The following is a 14,954-nucleotide window of genomic DNA, read 5'->3' as shown; positions in this document are numbered from 1 at the left end:
ATAAGAAGTGTATTTTAATTTTTACGAAACCATTCACATTGTTCTATCCATTTGATATAGACAAACGTTTTGGAGAATGTCTCGTCGGTTACAGCGTGACATTTTTCGCAAATATAAGAGAAATAAGGAGGGAATCCGTTTGCGCAAAAGATTGTAACACCTATAAATCCGTCGCGTTTTTTATCATACGTGGATGAGTAAATTTATAGACTTTGGCAACGGGTGGCTTAACTTGAAGGAAGTCGTTATTATAGATGCTGCACGAACACCGATTGGAAAGTATCGTGGTAGCTTAAGCAGTTATTCTGCTGTTGAGTTGGGAACATTCATTACAACAGAAATCCTTGAACGAACAGGGATAAATAAAGAAGCAATCAATCAAGTCATTTTTGGAAATGTGCTTCAAGCAGGGAATGGGCAAAATGTTGCACGACAGATTGCGATCAATAGCGGAATCCCCGTAAGTGTTCCGGCAATGACAATCAATGAAGTTTGTGGATCTGGGATGAAATCAGTGATCCTTGCGCGTCAACAGATCCAACTAGGTGAAGCGGATCTGATCATAGCCGGTGGTGTGGAAAGCATGACTAGAGCGCCGATGATCCAAGTGAGCGATCCAGAAAACGAGAAAATCGAAGAAATCTCAAGTATGGTCAATGATGGATTAACCGATGCATTTTCCAATACTCATATGGGACTGACAGCAGAAAATGTGGCAAAACAATTTTCTGTGACGAGAGCAGAGCAAGATCAATATGCACTGGCTTCACAATTAAAAGCAGCTAAAGCCAGCGAGTCAGGGATCTTCAAGGAAGAAATCATTCCAATTTCACGTAATGAAGAAGTATTTGCAACGGATGAAGCGGTGCGAGGAAATAGTACATTAGAAAAATTAAGCACCTTACGGACGGTTTTTGCGGAGGACGGCACAGTTACTGCTGGAAATGCTTCACCTTTGAACGATGGCGGCTCTGTACTGATCTTAGCGTCTAAAGACTATGCCATTGCTCACGACTTACCGTATTTAGCTACGATCAAAGGAGTCTCTGAAGTTGGTATCGATCCAAGTATCATGGGGGTAGCTCCAATCAAAGCAATCAATACCTTGATGGAGAAAACAGAGCTTTCCTTGGACGACATCGATCTATTTGAAATCAACGAAGCGTTTGCTGCGTCATCGATCGTTGTGAATCGTGAATTGAACCTCTCGTCAGAGAAAGTCAATATTTATGGTGGTGCGATTGCGTTAGGCCATCCAATTGGTGCTAGTGGCGCTCGTATCTTGACTACTTTAGGCTATGCGTTAAGAAGGCAGCATCAACGATACGGAGTAGCTTCATTATGTATTGGTGGCGGTCTTGGATTAGCTGTTCTTTTGGAAGCTAATTTGCAAGAAACTGGTGATAACGAAAAAAAAAAGTTTTATGAACTAACGCCAGAACAACGTAGACAGCGATTAGTTCAAGAAAAAGTGATTTCTCAAGCAGAAGCAACAGGTTTTAAAGAATCTGTTTTAACAGAAGATATCGCCAACCATTTGATTGAAAATCAAATCAGCCAAGTAGAGATCCCATTAGGTGTCGCATTGAATTTTCAAGTGAACGGTCAAAAAAAATGGATTCCTATGGCAACGGAAGAACCTTCTGTAATTGCTGCAGCTAGCAATGGCGCAAAAATATGTGGCGATATCAGCGTTCAGATACCGCAACGATTGATGCGTGGGCAAATCGTCTTGACTGGTCGTTGTGATTATCGAAAAGTCAAAGAAGTCATTGAAGAAAGAAAACCAGAATTGGTCACTTGTGCAAACGAAAGCTATCCTTCGATCGTCAAGCGTGGTGGAGGTGTCCGAGAAATTTCTACTCGAGAATTTATGGGGAGCGAGCACGCCTATCTTTCACTTGATTTTTTAGTGGATGTCAAAGATGCGATGGGTGCGAATATCATCAACTCGATTTTGGAGGGAGTTGCGGTTCGTATCAAAGAATGGTTCCCTGAAGAGGAAATCTTGTTCAGTATCTTGAGTAATCTGGCGACGGAATCTTTAGCGATCGCGACTTGTATGATTCCTTTTGAGCGATTGGCAAAGGACAAAGAAACAGGTCAGCAGGTTGCTGAAAAGATTCGTCAAGCGAGTGAATATGCAAAGTTGGATCCTTATCGGGCAACGACCCACAATAAAGGAATCATGAATGGTATCGAAGCGATCATCTTAGCCACAGGAAATGATACACGTGCAGCCGCAGCGGCTATCCATGCTTATGCTGCTCGAAATGGTAGTTACCAAGGGTTGACTGACTGGCAAATCAAGGAAGATCATTTGGTAGGGAAATTGACGGTTCCTTTAGCTGTTGCGATAGTAGGGGGCGCTTCCCGAGTCTTACCGAAAGCGAAAGCTTCTTTAGATATGTTGGCAATTGATTCTGCACAAGAATTGGCACAAGTGATTGCAGCTGTTGGTTTAGCACAAAACTTGGCGGCACTGCGTGCACTTGTTAGTGACGGTATCCAAAAAGGACATATGTCCTTACAAGCGAGAGCATTGGCAATCACAGTTGGTGCCAAAGGGGACGAAATCGAGGGAGTTGCCGCAAAGCTTAGGGAATCAGGAACGATCAACCAACAAAGCGCACTAGCTGCCTTAGAAGCTATCCAGGCAAGCAAAAACTAGGAATAATTTGCGAAATGGTCATAGTAGCTGAGTGAAAATGACAAATAATTTTCACTATTATAACATTTCTCTCGAAACACATAAAAAAATGCCTATGCTAAGTATGAAGGATCTATAATCTAAAATTTATTTTTTTCATAAGAGGCCATCACGTCTTTTTATGCTATTTTCATTTTTTGTGAGGTTGTATAATATGTAAAAAAACGTAACAGACCTTGTCGATTAAAGGTTTTCTGTTACGTTTTTTTACATACTCTGATCTAAAAAATATAGAACGTATATTATTAAATTTTAAAAATAATTTATATAACATTAAAAAAAGCTAAAGTTTTTTAAGCTTATTTGAGGTTCTCTTGTGAATAAATAATCTAACAGGTATACTTTTCCTCAAATAGAATAACTTGTTAGGCGAGACTCCTAAACAAACATAGGCTATTGCGCAGAAACGTCGAAAGACGCCAATGTGTAAAACAGGAATTGTCGGATTAAGGCTCTTCATAAGATAGCTAAGAGAAATCTTTACGTTGTTTAGTGTCAAAACTCACACGATGAGACTGAAAAGCCAATCGTTTTTTTCGTTTGGCTTTTTTTATTCAAGATGGGTAAGTGACGTATCTCCGCTGTAACACAAAGGAGAAATATAGGATGGGTGTAAAAGACATAAGAAAAATAGATTTGTATTTGCTCGTACCATATCTGTTGATCAGTGTAATAGGATTATTGATGATCTATAGTGCGAGTACATTCCGTTTGATGTCATTCAATCAAAGTACAAATCAACTTTTAGTTCGACAAATGGTATTTGTAGCACTTAGTTGGGCAATGATTTTTTTCATTTACCGAGTGAAACCTGCATTTATACTCAATCATCGAATCGTAAAAATAATGATGGGAATCGGTATCGTGGGGCTGATCTTGACAAAGGTACCTGGGATTGGTGTCAATATCAGTGGCGCGCAAAGATGGATCTCAATTGCAGGTTTTCAATTTCAACCTGCTGAAATTGTCAATGTCGGTATGATTTTTTATTTAGCTTATTATTTTAGAAAACCCAAGCAATCATTGAATGAATTAAAAAAACCCTTTTTTATCATCGCTTTATGTTCTCTACTGATTTTATTCCAACCAAAAGTAGCTGGTGCGATCTTATTGATCATCTTAGCTGCAATCATGATCACGACTGTTCAATTACCAGTTCGCTATATTTTATTGTTTTTTGCAGGACTGTTCAGTCTCTTTTTGTTCCTTGGCGGCATCATTTATTTACTAGGGCAAAATGACCTATTACCAAGTATTTTTGCTCATACTTATGATCGCTTGAGCATTGCTTTTAATCCTTTTTTAGATCCTTATGGAAAAGGATTTCAGATGAGCCAATCTTATTATGCAATGTACAACGGTGGGCTTTTTGGATTAGGGCTGGGAAATAGTATTACCAAAAAGGGCTATTTACCAGTAGCCGAGACTGATTTTATTTTTTCGATTATTTTAGAAGAGTTAGGGCTGATCGTGGGCTTACTAATTCTAGCAATGGTATTTTCGATTATTTTGCGCTTATTTGTCTTGAGTGCGAATGAGCCAAATCAGCAAATCGGGTTGATTTATTTGGGAACAGGGATGCTGTTATTGCTACAGACAAGTATCAATATTGCAAGTATCAGTGGCATGATCCCAATGACAGGTATTCCGCTTCCTTTTATTAGTTATGGAGGATCAAGTTATTTGATTTTATCCATGCTTTTGGGCGTTTGCCTGAAATTGTCCTCACGAGGTAAGCAAAATGAAATTTAAAATAAATGAATTCAACTATGCATTATTTTTACCAATCTTTCTTTTATATTTATTAAGTGTCGGTGTGCAATATGGGGCAGCGGTTTATGACCAAGTTCCAGTCCGAGGAGTCGTGCTTCGACAAATCGTGTTTTGCTTGATGTCGGTCGGACTGTTGTTTCTAACACAACGAGTTAAAACAGTCGTATTGTTGAGATATTCTCCTTATCTTTATGGTTTTTCACTTTTTGTGATGGGTCTGTTGTATCAGTTTTATGATCCGGTGATGTTTCAACTCACAGGCACCAAACGTTGGCTTAGAATTGGCAGCTTTTCATTTCAACCTTCTGAATTAGTGAAACTCACCTTTATCTTAGTGGTGGTTTATTTGACCTTGATTTATGAGCAAAAGGTGAAGCAACGAACCGTTAAAACTGATTTATTTTATGTAGGAAAGATATTACTGGTTAGTTTACCGACCTTTTTATTGATGTACATGCAAAAAGATTTTGGAACAAGTTTGGTTTTTGTCATATGCTTGGGGGCATTATTCATGATCGCTGGGGTACATTGGAAGATCATGACGGCAATAACCTCGATTTTAGTTATTCTCGGGGCCATTTTGATTGCTTTAGTTTTTACTGAATACGGACACCAGATTTTATATCGTCTGAATTTTAAGACTTATCAGTTAGATCGAGTACGCGCATGGGTTGATCCATTTGCATATAGCCAATCGATTGGTTATCAACAATCACAAAGTTTACTTTCTATCGGGGCAGGTGGGTTTAGTGGCAGGGCTGAATCAATCAATCCTATCTATGTGCCCGTTCGTGAATCAGATATGGTCTTTACAGTGATTGCTGAAACATTTGGCTTTTTAGGAAGTGTTTCTGTGCTCTTTTTATATTTTTATCTTTTTTACCAAATCATTTATAGTGCAATCGAAACAAATAATAAAGGAAATGTGTATTTTGCGATTGTCTTCGTATTTGGTTTGTTATTCCAAGTGTTTGAAAATATTGGAGCTGCGATCGGTCTACTCCCATTAACAGGGATTCCTTTACCATTTTTAAGTCAAGGAGGAACTTCCCTCTTGGTTATTGGCTGTGGTTTAGGCATTATTTTAGGATTTAAAAAGTATGAATGAGAAGTAGAAGGGAAGTTATTATGAAACAGATGCCAAAAGGAACATTGGTGGTAGCATTCGTATCATTTGTCTTATTGACGACTTTAACCACACTAGTTATGACAGAAAACACCTTATTCAACCAACTCGATTTAGCCATTTATCAACAGGAGCGATTAATCGAATTCCCAGTATTAACAACATTTTTTAGTTATTTTGCAAAGCTAGCAACGATTATTCCTACTTTATTTTTCACAGGATTGCTTGCAATTTTTAGTTGGCGGAAACAGTACCATAAATTAGCCATTTGGCAAGTCTTAATGGTTTTGACAGTTAGTTTGATTGGCTATGTGATGAAACAAGCTATCCAGCGGACACGACCTGATGTGGAGCAATTGATCCCTAGATCTTCTTACTCTTTTCCAAGTGGTCATTCAATTTTGTCTATGACACTATTCCTAGTATTTTTGATCACCATGTACATTATTTATCATGAGAAAAGGGTAAATAAACTAGTATGGGTGGGGGCACTTTATCCATTATTGATTGCTAGTTCTAGAATTTATTTGAGAGTACATTATCCTAGCGATATCCTAGCAGGTTTTTTACTGAGTTTTTCAGTTGTTTTCTTATGCTATAGTCTGTTTTTCTCTTTTATCACTGAAAAAGCAGTAAGAAAAAAGCACCAACAAAAACGAATATTCACTAGAAAACAAAAAGTTTTATTGTCTATTATGGCATTTCTTTTCCTGTTAGTAGGTTCTGCAGTTGCGTATGGGGTTCGCTTTTACTACGATGCCAGGCAGACCGTGACTTCGATGCAACAACCGTTACAAAGAGAAACCGTTCAGCGGGAAAAAGATACGCCAGTCAGTATTTTAGTTTTAGGTATCGCCAATAATTCAATTAGAAAAACGGACTATCGTGCAAATACGATCATGTTGGTTACATTGAATAATCAAAAGAAAACAACGACGATCACGAGTATCCCTCGAGATTCTTTCGTAGAAATTGCCAATATGGATGGACTGGTTGATAAAATCAATCATGCCCATTCTTACGGTGGTATCGACATGATGGTGGATACGGTTGAACAATATCTTGATATACCGATTCATCACTATGTGTCATTGAATATGGATGGATTAGAAGCGTTGATCGATGCTGTGGGAGGAATCACTGTAAATAATGCGTTTGAGTTTACAGCAGAAGACATCCATTATCCAGAAGGAACGCTAGAATTAAATGGTTGGGAAGGATTACAGTATGCCCGCATGCGAGCAGAAGATCCTGAAGATGACTATGGGCGACAGAAAAGGCAAAGGGAAGTCGTCAATATTTTAGTCAACGAGTTCTTATCTGTGAAAAGTTTATTCAATTATCGCCAGCTTTTAGAGGTAGTCGGTGAAAATGGGACAACGGATATGTCCTTAGATGAAATGCTCGGAATGATGAATGAATACCATTCGGCATTATCCAATATCACAAACCATCAGTTGAAAGGTGAACAATATATTGGTGATGGCATCTTGGGAGAAGCAGGGATCTACTATGAGAAGATACCAGATGAGGAACGGATGAGAGTGATGCAGTTAGTGCAAGAGCAATTAGAAACAACAGGGAAGAACGCAGCGCAACAATAGGAACAATCGATATTCTCTATTTTACATTTATAAATGATAAAAAAGCAGTTGAAATGAACGATGATCGTCATTTCAGCTGCTTTTTTAGGTAAAAATCATCATGCAATCTATTTGCTTGCGTTTATCTTTCGTTAATCGGTGTAGCGGCAAATTGTTCGATCAATGGCACTAATGTCAATTTCACTTTGTATTTACGTTCTAAAGCTTTTTCGATCGTAAATTCATTGACAGCAGACAAAGAGATCTCTGCTAATTTTCGTGTGTCATCTTTGACTGTTTCATTGATCACTACAGCATCTGCTGTTTTTTCAGCAGTGAATTTCGGATATTCTGCTACTTGTTTTGCAAAATCATCGAAAGTCAAAGAATCGGTTGATGCTTTTTCATCACTTGTTTTCTTGGCAGTTGTTGCTTCTTCACTGACTGATTGAGAAGTTGTCTCAACTTTTTCAACTTCTTTTGTTGGTGTTTCTTTTACGGACGCGTCATTAGTGACTGGTGTCGCCACAGGTTGAGCCGTTGGTTGATCTTTTTTCATGCGTTGATCATTCCAGTAAGAAACGATCTCAATCAATAGGTTGTCACGGAAACGTTCAAAAATCGTTGCTTCACCAGAACGAATACGTTTCAAGACAGCAGTAAAGTTATCGTCGATTGGTACATTGATGCGTGTATCTTCATTTGCTTGTCCTGCTAAGCCAATGATTAAGACTTGACGGTTTTTAGGATCAAGCATGACTTGCAATGGTAGACCATAACGGCGTAAACTTTCTTCTTCCAATGAACGGAATAATTGCGTGCGAATTCCATCTAAAGAAGGACGGAATTGTTTTAATAATTTTTGTTTTTGTTTTTTCTTCATAAATACTCTCCTTCATTCATACCCTTTCGATTATAAGAAAAAAACGAGCAAATGAAAAGGTTTATCAAGAAAAAACTTTTATTACTTCGATGGAAAAACAAAAATTGAGTAAGATAATTGATCTCTCACATATGTCAAAACTGAATAAACGGTGGGAACAGCAGTAAATTTCCGGGAAATAAGGCAACATCCACAAAAATTTGACGAACAATTTTCGTAGATATCGCCTTATTTCTCGAGGCTAAATACTTCTGTTCCAATCGCTCAAAAAGGGGAGCAAAAGGCCATTGGCTAATGCTCCCTAATCTAGTTATTTTTTTGGCAATAAGGCAAAGGTAACTAGTTCTGGTGAATAGATGACCTCATGTCCTTGCCATTGCATTGTCATCAATGAATGATCCAAGCGTTTTTTTATTTCCGCAATTTTTTCATCCCTTGTCCAATTTCGAGCAGGAAAATGCTGGATTTTTTCTGGGCGGATCAAAAAGATGAAATCTGAATCAAATGTCTGCGTCACTTTTTCAGATAAATGATTTAAGCGGTCCACGGGGTTCATAGCATATCACTATCCCTTACCTTTAAAATTGTGTAGTATCTGGATCTTTTGCTTTGCCAACGACACCATCTAATTGGTCGATCGTCTTCATTTCTTCTTCTGATAGCTCAAAATCAAATAATTCAGTGTTCTCCTTGATTCTGCTTGGTGTGACAGATTTTGGTAATGGTAAGAAACCATGTTGTAATGACCAACGTAGGGCTACTTGGGCAACGCTCTTGTTATGTGTTTCGGCAATCTCTTGCATTTCTGTGACGTCGAAGATTTTACCAGTGCCAAGAGGGCTATATGCTTCAAGGACCATCTCATGTTTTTTCGCGTACTCAACTACAGGTGGTTGCAATTCGCCAGGAGCAAGAAATACTTGATTGACCATTGGCATGATTTTTGCTGTTTTTGCAAGTTCATCTAAGTGATGCGGTAAGAAGTTGCTGACACCGATTGCTTTGATCTTTCCAGCTTCGTATAACTCTTCAAAAGCACGCCATGTTTCGGCATTCGCTTCTTGCCAATTTTCACGGAAAGAAACTGGATTTGGCCAATGGATCAAGAAAAGATCCACATAGTCTGTTTGTAATTTTTTTAAGGACTCTTCGAAAGAGGACATTGCTAGGTCATAGCTATGGTTTTCGTTCCAAAGTTTAGTCGTTAAAAAAATCTCTTCTCTTGGAACACCACTTTCTTTGATTGCTTGTCCGACACTTTCTTCGTTTTTGTACCCTTGAGCGGTATCAATATGACGATAACCAGCAGCTAATGCTTCTTTAACTGAGGAAACAGCAACGTTTCCGTCAGGGGTTTGCCAAGTACCGAAACCGACAACAGGGATTTCATAGCCATTTGATAAACGGTAAGTAGATGTTAGTGAATTCATACTTTCAGCTCCTTTGATTTTAGTACACTTTAAGTGTAGCTTATTTTCTAAAAAAAGAAATGTATTTTGTTTGTTATAAAATATTTTTTTGTTCGTTCCATTTTGTCGCTGGTATTTTTGTTTGGTTTTCCGTAAACTAGAGCAGAAAGGAATGAAACGATGGATATCTATTTAAAAAAAGCAATTTTGCATATTATTGATCGAGAAACAGGATCTCCTGTATTTTCACAACAGGAACTGGATCTTACGAAAGATTTTGTCAGGGAATTTCTACAAAAGAAAATCCAAAAAATCTCTTCTGCGCAAACCAAAACAGGGCAACTCACTGAAGAAAGCCTATTTTCTCAAAACTTGAAACAGTGTCAAGAAAATTTTGTCGAAGAAAGTGAGCGTTTAGTCCAACGGTGGTTTGACATCTATGCAGAAAGTGAGGAAGCACCTAGTGCAGATGTTTTCGTTGTCTTGTATGAAGTAGACACTGTGATGTATTTAGCTTTATTGAAAGTGAATTATCGTGATGCTTATACTCACTATGTGGAAGCAGATGAAGCTGGTATTGACAACCGTTTGATTTTGAACCGAGCAATCCTTGGCTCAAAATCTCAAAAAGCAGATGAAGCATTAGCAGTCAATCTGACAGATCTGACGTATGAGTTGATTGAAAAACGCTATGAGTTCTCTGGTAAAAAAGAATGGTACTTTTCGGGTAAGGTGATCGAGAGTGTCCCGGCACCCTCTTTAGAAGACAATGTCAAAGTGATAAAAAAAGTGGCGAAACAGCTAGGCAAAAAGTTTGAAACAGAAGAGTTCGATATCATGGCGGACTTAAAAGAAGCTGTGTATGATACGATCGAAGAAAAAGGTCGGCTAGATCATGAAATGATCGCGGAGAAAGTATTCAAAGAAAATATCACTGCCAAGTTAGCATTCCAAGAAGAAGTCAAAGAACAAGGCTTTATTCCAGAAGCACCACCAGTGAGAGAAGTACAAGAAATCTCAGAGAAAAAATTTGGAAAACAAAAATTCCGTTTATCAAATGGTATTGAATTGATTGTACCAGTAGACGTTTATCGTAACCCGGATCTGATTGAATTTGTTAATAATCCTGATGGTACGATCTCTGTTATGATCAAAAATGTTGATGAAGTATTGAATCGTTTATAAACTTAGCTAGTAGAAGTTAGGACAGAAGTGTCTAGCTCCTAGAAATAAGACATCCTCCACGAAAATCTTCAGAACTTCGTAGAGGATGTCTTTAATGTAAGTGAGCTATTTCTAGACCACCATTTATTTGTTTTGAGTATAGAGTTGTCGATCATTGATCTAATTGTTCTAAAGCTTTTTTAGGAACGTCAGGTGCTTTCACTTCTTCCCAACTGATCACGCCTTTACGTGGATTCACTAGTAGTTTCAAATAGGCATCCATCTTCAAAGGACGGTCTCGTGCTTCTCGTAAGGTGATGGCTTTTTCTTCGCCCTGTGTGTTATATGCATTTTGATCATATACATAAATTGAAATGTTCATGCCATCATCAGCTGATTCGACTTTTTTTTCTCCATTAGTGGTGATTTTCGTATAATAAGTTTCACCGCCATAAAAATAACCATAAGCGATAAAGCTTCCCCCTAGGAAAATTCCCAATACAATCAATAATGCTATCAATTTTTTTATCATTTTTATCACCTCGGATACTATTATTCAACAAAATCTGTTATTCGTCTATCGAAAGTCCAAAATTTATCGTATTTATATATAATTATGGCATATTTAGTGTTTTTTGTATAAAATACTTAATTTTTCTGAGAGAGTTTTTTTAAAAGTTCATTTTACGATAATCGAATTTTAGGAAAGCTAGTTGCTTTGATTAAAAAAAAGCACATTATATAATAGATCATAATATTATGAAAGGTGGTATAAAAATGGAACTGTATTATTTAGTTGGTTTGTTTGGCATAATTTTTGGGTTTTATGCTTTAGCAAAAAGAAACAATAAGATAAAATCATTATTTTCAAAATTAACGTTAGCATTCTTAATTGTATACTTGATCTGGCGACTTTTCTACACGATACCAAATGATGAAGTGATATCATTAAGTTTCGGTCTTATTTTATATGTGGCGGAATTTATTGGTTTATTTGTGTATGGTTTTTTTATTTACTTATTTTCTAATAAGTTATCGAAAGAGTCTATGATAGTTCATTACGATCAAGAGCCATTTCAACCAAGTATAGCAGCGTTTATTTGTACGTATAACGAAGATAATAAATTAGTGATTGCGACTGCTTTAGCTGTTAAAGCGTTACGTTATCCAAATAAGAAAATATATATTTGTGATGATGGTCATCGTGAGGAATTGAAAGAACTTGCAGAAAAATACCATATTGGTTATCTGACAAGAGAAGGGAATGAGAATGCAAAGGCAGGAAATATCAACTATGCACTTTCAAAAACAAGTAGCGACTTGATTTTGCTTTTAGATGCTGATTTCATCGTTAAAAAAAATATCATTTATGAGGCTATCGATTATTTTAGAAATCCAAAAGTTGCGTTAATTCAATATCCTCAAACTTTTTATAATAAAGATCCTTTTCAATTATTGAGAAAATCATTTTACAATGAGCAGGAATTATTTATGCGCTTTTTAGAACCAGCCCTTTCACGTGAAAATGCATTGATCCATATCGGGACCAACGCTATCATTCGACGCAGTGCTTTAGAGGAGATAGGTGGCGTTCCAACAAAAAGCATCACTGAAGATATGGCAACAGGGATGTTATTGCAAAATGCTGGTTATGAAACGATTTTCATAAATAAAGCTTATGCTATGGGAATTACGCCATATACAGCTCGAGAGTTGTCCTCTCAAAGGACACGCTGGGCGCAAGGAACAAAACAAATATTTGACCATTTTAAACCACGTAAATTTAAAGGGTTATCTCGTATGCAAAAATTGTGTTACTATAATTCTTATTTGTACTGGTTTACTTCATTTCAAAAAATCATTTTTTTATTAGCACCTACTCTTTTTATGGTCTTTGATATATTTATTGTTCGAAGCAACAACAATCAGTTATTATTATTCTTTTTACCACTGTTTGTCATGATTTCTCTTTCGTTTCGGTTGTACGTTCCTAAAATTAGGAATCTTACTACTTCTCATATCTATGATTGTTTCGTCGCGCCGATTCATACTAGAGCATTGATTAAAGAGTTCTTTCATTCAGAAAAAAAATTCAAAGTGACAAAAAAGGAACTTGTTGACAGTCAGTCTTTTGATTGGCGAACAGTTTTTCCCCACATGTTATTATTTGGTTGGATCGCTTTCGCCTCTATTGTTGCATTGTACCGGCTTTATCTAGGTGAAGGGTATGAAACAGGCTATATTGTGACACTTCTATGGTCATTTTATAACCTTTATGGGTTATTCTATGCGATTTTAGTTGGTAAAAATCGAAAAATTGAAAGCGATAGTGAAGCATTGAGCATTGTAACAAAGAGAAAACTAAGTTATCTATCCCAATCATTTGAGATGTATCAAATGAGTTATAACGGATTTAGACTTCGTTCCCAAAAATTAGTTAATCATACTTTTATACCTGGGAAAGCTTATTTGTTTATGGATGAGAAAACTGGACTTAGAATCAATTCGATATGTAAGGAAAATCATGAGAGATATGTGACTTTTTCATTTAATAATTTAACACAATCTTCTGCAGAAGAATTTGCAAGTTACTACAGTGATCAGTTGAATGCAGCAAAACAATTAGAGTTCGATATGGAAATTGATACTTTACAATTTTGAGAGTATGACCGTTACTAAAGGAAAACAAACGCTGATAATAATAAAATTAGCGAGATAACAGATGTTACTTCTGTTCCCGCTATATATTTGGTTTTGGAATATGCCCGAGGTCTAATGGTCCACTCGCTTTTTTTAGTGAAATAGTTTATCGAAACACTTTGATTGACTTTGACCATCTTTGACGTATAATAGATTTTGTTCATAACTTACAAAAAGTAAGTTTGGTTGGTTTTTTTGCGTTCGCTTTGAAACAACCAGCTATGAACTATGAGCTGAAATCATTCAGTGCATAAGACTATTTAGGAGGTTTGTTAATTATGGCAAAAGCACATTTTGATAGAAGTAAACCACATGTAAACATCGGTACCATTGGCCACGTCGATCATGGGAAGACCACATTGACTGCTGCAATCACGACAGTATTAGGGAAAAAAGGCTTAGCAAATCCTCAAGATTATGCAAGCATTGATGCAGCTCCAGAAGAACGTGAACGTGGGATCACTATCAACACAGCACACGTAGAATATGAAACGGATAAACGTCACTATGCGCATATCGATGCACCAGGACATGCGGATTATGTGAAGAACATGATCACAGGTGCTGCTCAAATGGATGGTGCGATCTTAGTTGTTTCTGCGACAGACGGACCAATGCCTCAAACTCGCGAGCATATCCTTTTGTCACGTCAAGTTGGCGTAAAATATTTGATTGTATTTTTGAATAAAGTTGATTTGGTCGATGATGAAGAATTAATCGATCTTGTAGAAATGGAAGTTCGTGAATTATTGAGTGAATATGGTTTCCCAGGAGATGACACACCTGTCATTAAAGGCTCTGCATTGAAAGCATTGCAAGGTGACCCTGAAGCAGAAGCTGCGATCAATGAATTGATGGAAACAGTGGATGACTATATCCCAACACCAGAACGTGATACCGACAAACCATTGCTTTTACCAGTTGAAGATGTTTTCTCAATCACTGGTCGCGGAACCGTAGCATCTGGTCGGATCGACCGTGGAGCTGTTCGTGTCGGTGATGAAATCGAGATCATCGGAATCAAACCTGAAACGAAAAAAGCGGTTGTGACAGGGGTAGAGATGTTCCGTAAAACGTTAGATTATGGTGAAGCAGGAGATAACGTAGGAATCTTATTACGGGGTATCCAAAGAGAAGATATAGAACGTGGACAAGTAATTGCGAAACCTGGTTCAATCACACCACATACAAAATTCAAAGCGGAAGTCTATGTATTGACAAAAGAAGAAGGTGGACGTCATACACCGTTTTTCAATAATTATCGTCCACAATTTTATTTCCGCACAACAGATGTAACAGGGACGATTGTGTTGCCGGAAGGAACAGAAATGGTTATGCCTGGAGACAACGTAACGATCGAAGTAGAGTTGATCCATCCAGTGGCGATCGAACAAGGAACGACTTTCTCCATTCGTGAAGGTGGTCGAACTGTTGGCTCAGGAATGGTAACAGAGATCGAAGCGTAAGTATTTTTATAAAAAAATAAAAATACTGAAGATAAGGTGTTTACTCGAATATCTTGTCCAACGATTGTAACGAAAAGTATCAAGCATCAATAAATAAGCGGGAAAACTCGAAAAATTTTTGGGTTTCTCGCTTATTTTTT

Annotated in this window: 11 protein-coding genes and 1 riboswitch; of the genes, 7 read left to right on the top strand and 4 right to left on the bottom strand. The window is 37.3% G+C overall.

Annotated elements, in window-relative coordinates; genetic code table 11:
• The first annotated feature begins 232 nt into the window (after nt 1-232).
• From P3R27_RS09205 to P3R27_RS09190, 4 genes are all read left to right on the top strand, one after another.
• Nucleotides 233-2,671: a hydroxymethylglutaryl-CoA reductase, degradative gene (locus P3R27_RS09205; RefSeq protein WP_126134021.1), complete on the top strand. Its 2,439-nt coding sequence runs from the start codon at nt 233-235 to the stop codon at nt 2,669-2,671.
• 393 nt (nt 2,672-3,064) lie between these two features.
• A riboswitch (M-box (ykoK) riboswitch) is annotated at nt 3,065-3,232 on the top strand.
• Nucleotides 3,233-3,316: 84 nt separating this feature from the next.
• Entirely contained in the window at nt 3,317-4,462 is a 1,146-nt protein-coding gene (locus P3R27_RS09200) for an FtsW/RodA/SpoVE family cell cycle protein (protein WP_034688064.1), read from the top strand.
• Nucleotides 4,452-5,591 carry an FtsW/RodA/SpoVE family cell cycle protein gene (locus tag P3R27_RS09195; protein WP_034688062.1) on the top strand — a complete coding sequence of 380 codons (1,140 nt, stop codon included), beginning with the start codon at nt 4,452-4,454 and terminating at the stop codon, nt 5,589-5,591. Before P3R27_RS09200 ends, P3R27_RS09195 begins: the two co-directional genes overlap by 11 nt.
• 20 nt (nt 5,592-5,611) lie before the next feature.
• The gene (locus P3R27_RS09190) at nt 5,612-7,213 is read left to right on the top strand and encodes a phosphatase PAP2/LCP family protein (RefSeq protein ID WP_034688060.1); all 1,602 of its coding nucleotides are present in this window, start codon (nt 5,612-5,614) and stop codon (nt 7,211-7,213) included.
• A gap of 121 nt (nt 7,214-7,334) precedes the next feature.
• Here the strand turns inward: P3R27_RS09190 and P3R27_RS09185 are convergent, their stop codons facing one another.
• The 3 genes from P3R27_RS09185 to P3R27_RS09175 form a co-directional block, all read right to left on the bottom strand.
• Entirely contained in the window at nt 7,335-8,075 is a 741-nt protein-coding gene (locus tag P3R27_RS09185) for a hypothetical protein (protein ID WP_034688058.1), read from the bottom strand.
• A gap of 310 nt (nt 8,076-8,385) precedes the next feature.
• Nucleotides 8,386-8,631, bottom strand: coding sequence for a hypothetical protein (locus P3R27_RS09180; RefSeq protein WP_034688057.1), 246 nt, complete (start codon nt 8,629-8,631; stop codon nt 8,386-8,388).
• A 22-nt stretch (nt 8,632-8,653) separates the two neighbouring features.
• Entirely contained in the window at nt 8,654-9,505 is an 852-nt protein-coding gene (locus P3R27_RS09175; RefSeq protein WP_034688055.1) for an aldo/keto reductase, read from the bottom strand.
• A 159-nt stretch (nt 9,506-9,664) separates the two neighbouring features.
• On the opposite strand from P3R27_RS09175, the gene P3R27_RS09170 reads away from it, so the two are divergent.
• Nucleotides 9,665-10,669, top strand: a complete 1,005-nt coding sequence (locus P3R27_RS09170; RefSeq protein ID WP_034688053.1) for a nucleoid-associated protein — start codon at nt 9,665-9,667, stop codon at nt 10,667-10,669.
• Nucleotides 10,670-10,820: 151 nt separating this feature from the next.
• Here the strand turns inward: P3R27_RS09170 and P3R27_RS09165 are convergent, their stop codons facing one another.
• Nucleotides 10,821-11,177, bottom strand: coding sequence for a YxeA family protein (locus P3R27_RS09165; RefSeq protein ID WP_200868957.1), 357 nt, complete (start codon nt 11,175-11,177; stop codon nt 10,821-10,823).
• A 248-nt stretch (nt 11,178-11,425) separates the two neighbouring features.
• On the opposite strand from P3R27_RS09165, the gene P3R27_RS09160 reads away from it, so the two are divergent.
• Both P3R27_RS09160 and tuf read left to right on the top strand, forming a co-directional pair.
• Nucleotides 11,426-13,309, top strand: a complete 1,884-nt coding sequence (locus tag P3R27_RS09160) for a glycosyltransferase family 2 protein (protein WP_301390134.1) — start codon at nt 11,426-11,428, stop codon at nt 13,307-13,309.
• Nucleotides 13,310-13,626: 317 nt separating this feature from the next.
• Complete coding sequence (gene tuf, locus P3R27_RS09155; protein ID WP_034688048.1) at nt 13,627-14,814, top strand: elongation factor Tu; 1,188 nt, start codon at nt 13,627-13,629, stop codon at nt 14,812-14,814.
• Nucleotides 14,815-14,954: the final 140 nt, after the last annotated feature.

Source organism: Enterococcus spodopteracolus, assembly GCF_030441955.1.
Classification (GTDB): Bacteria; Bacillota; Bacilli; order Lactobacillales; family Enterococcaceae; genus Enterococcus_B; species Enterococcus_B spodopteracolus.
Note: the sequence above shows the minus strand (reverse complement) of the source record. Positions and strands in the feature narration are given on the sequence as shown.

Excerpts from the sequence above, each read along its gene's own strand:
- P3R27_RS09200 (WP_034688064.1), top strand. The coding sequence starts at position 3,317 with ATGGGTGTAAAAGACATAAGAAAAATAGATTTGTATTTGCTCGTACCA.
- P3R27_RS09195 (WP_034688062.1), top strand. The coding sequence starts at position 4,452 with ATGAAATTTAAAATAAATGAATTCAACTATGCATTATTTTTACCAATC.
- P3R27_RS09190 (WP_034688060.1), top strand. The coding sequence starts at position 5,612 with ATGAAACAGATGCCAAAAGGAACATTGGTGGTAGCATTCGTATCATTT.
- P3R27_RS09185 (WP_034688058.1), bottom strand. The coding sequence starts at position 8,075 with ATGAAGAAAAAACAAAAACAAAAATTATTAAAACAATTCCGTCCTTCT.
- P3R27_RS09180 (WP_034688057.1), bottom strand. The coding sequence starts at position 8,631 with ATGAACCCCGTGGACCGCTTAAATCATTTATCTGAAAAAGTGACGCAG.
- P3R27_RS09175 (WP_034688055.1), bottom strand. The coding sequence starts at position 9,505 with ATGAATTCACTAACATCTACTTACCGTTTATCAAATGGCTATGAAATC.
- P3R27_RS09170 (WP_034688053.1), top strand. The coding sequence starts at position 9,665 with ATGGATATCTATTTAAAAAAAGCAATTTTGCATATTATTGATCGAGAA.
- P3R27_RS09160 (WP_301390134.1), top strand. The coding sequence starts at position 11,426 with ATGGAACTGTATTATTTAGTTGGTTTGTTTGGCATAATTTTTGGGTTT.
- tuf (WP_034688048.1), top strand. The coding sequence starts at position 13,627 with ATGGCAAAAGCACATTTTGATAGAAGTAAACCACATGTAAACATCGGT.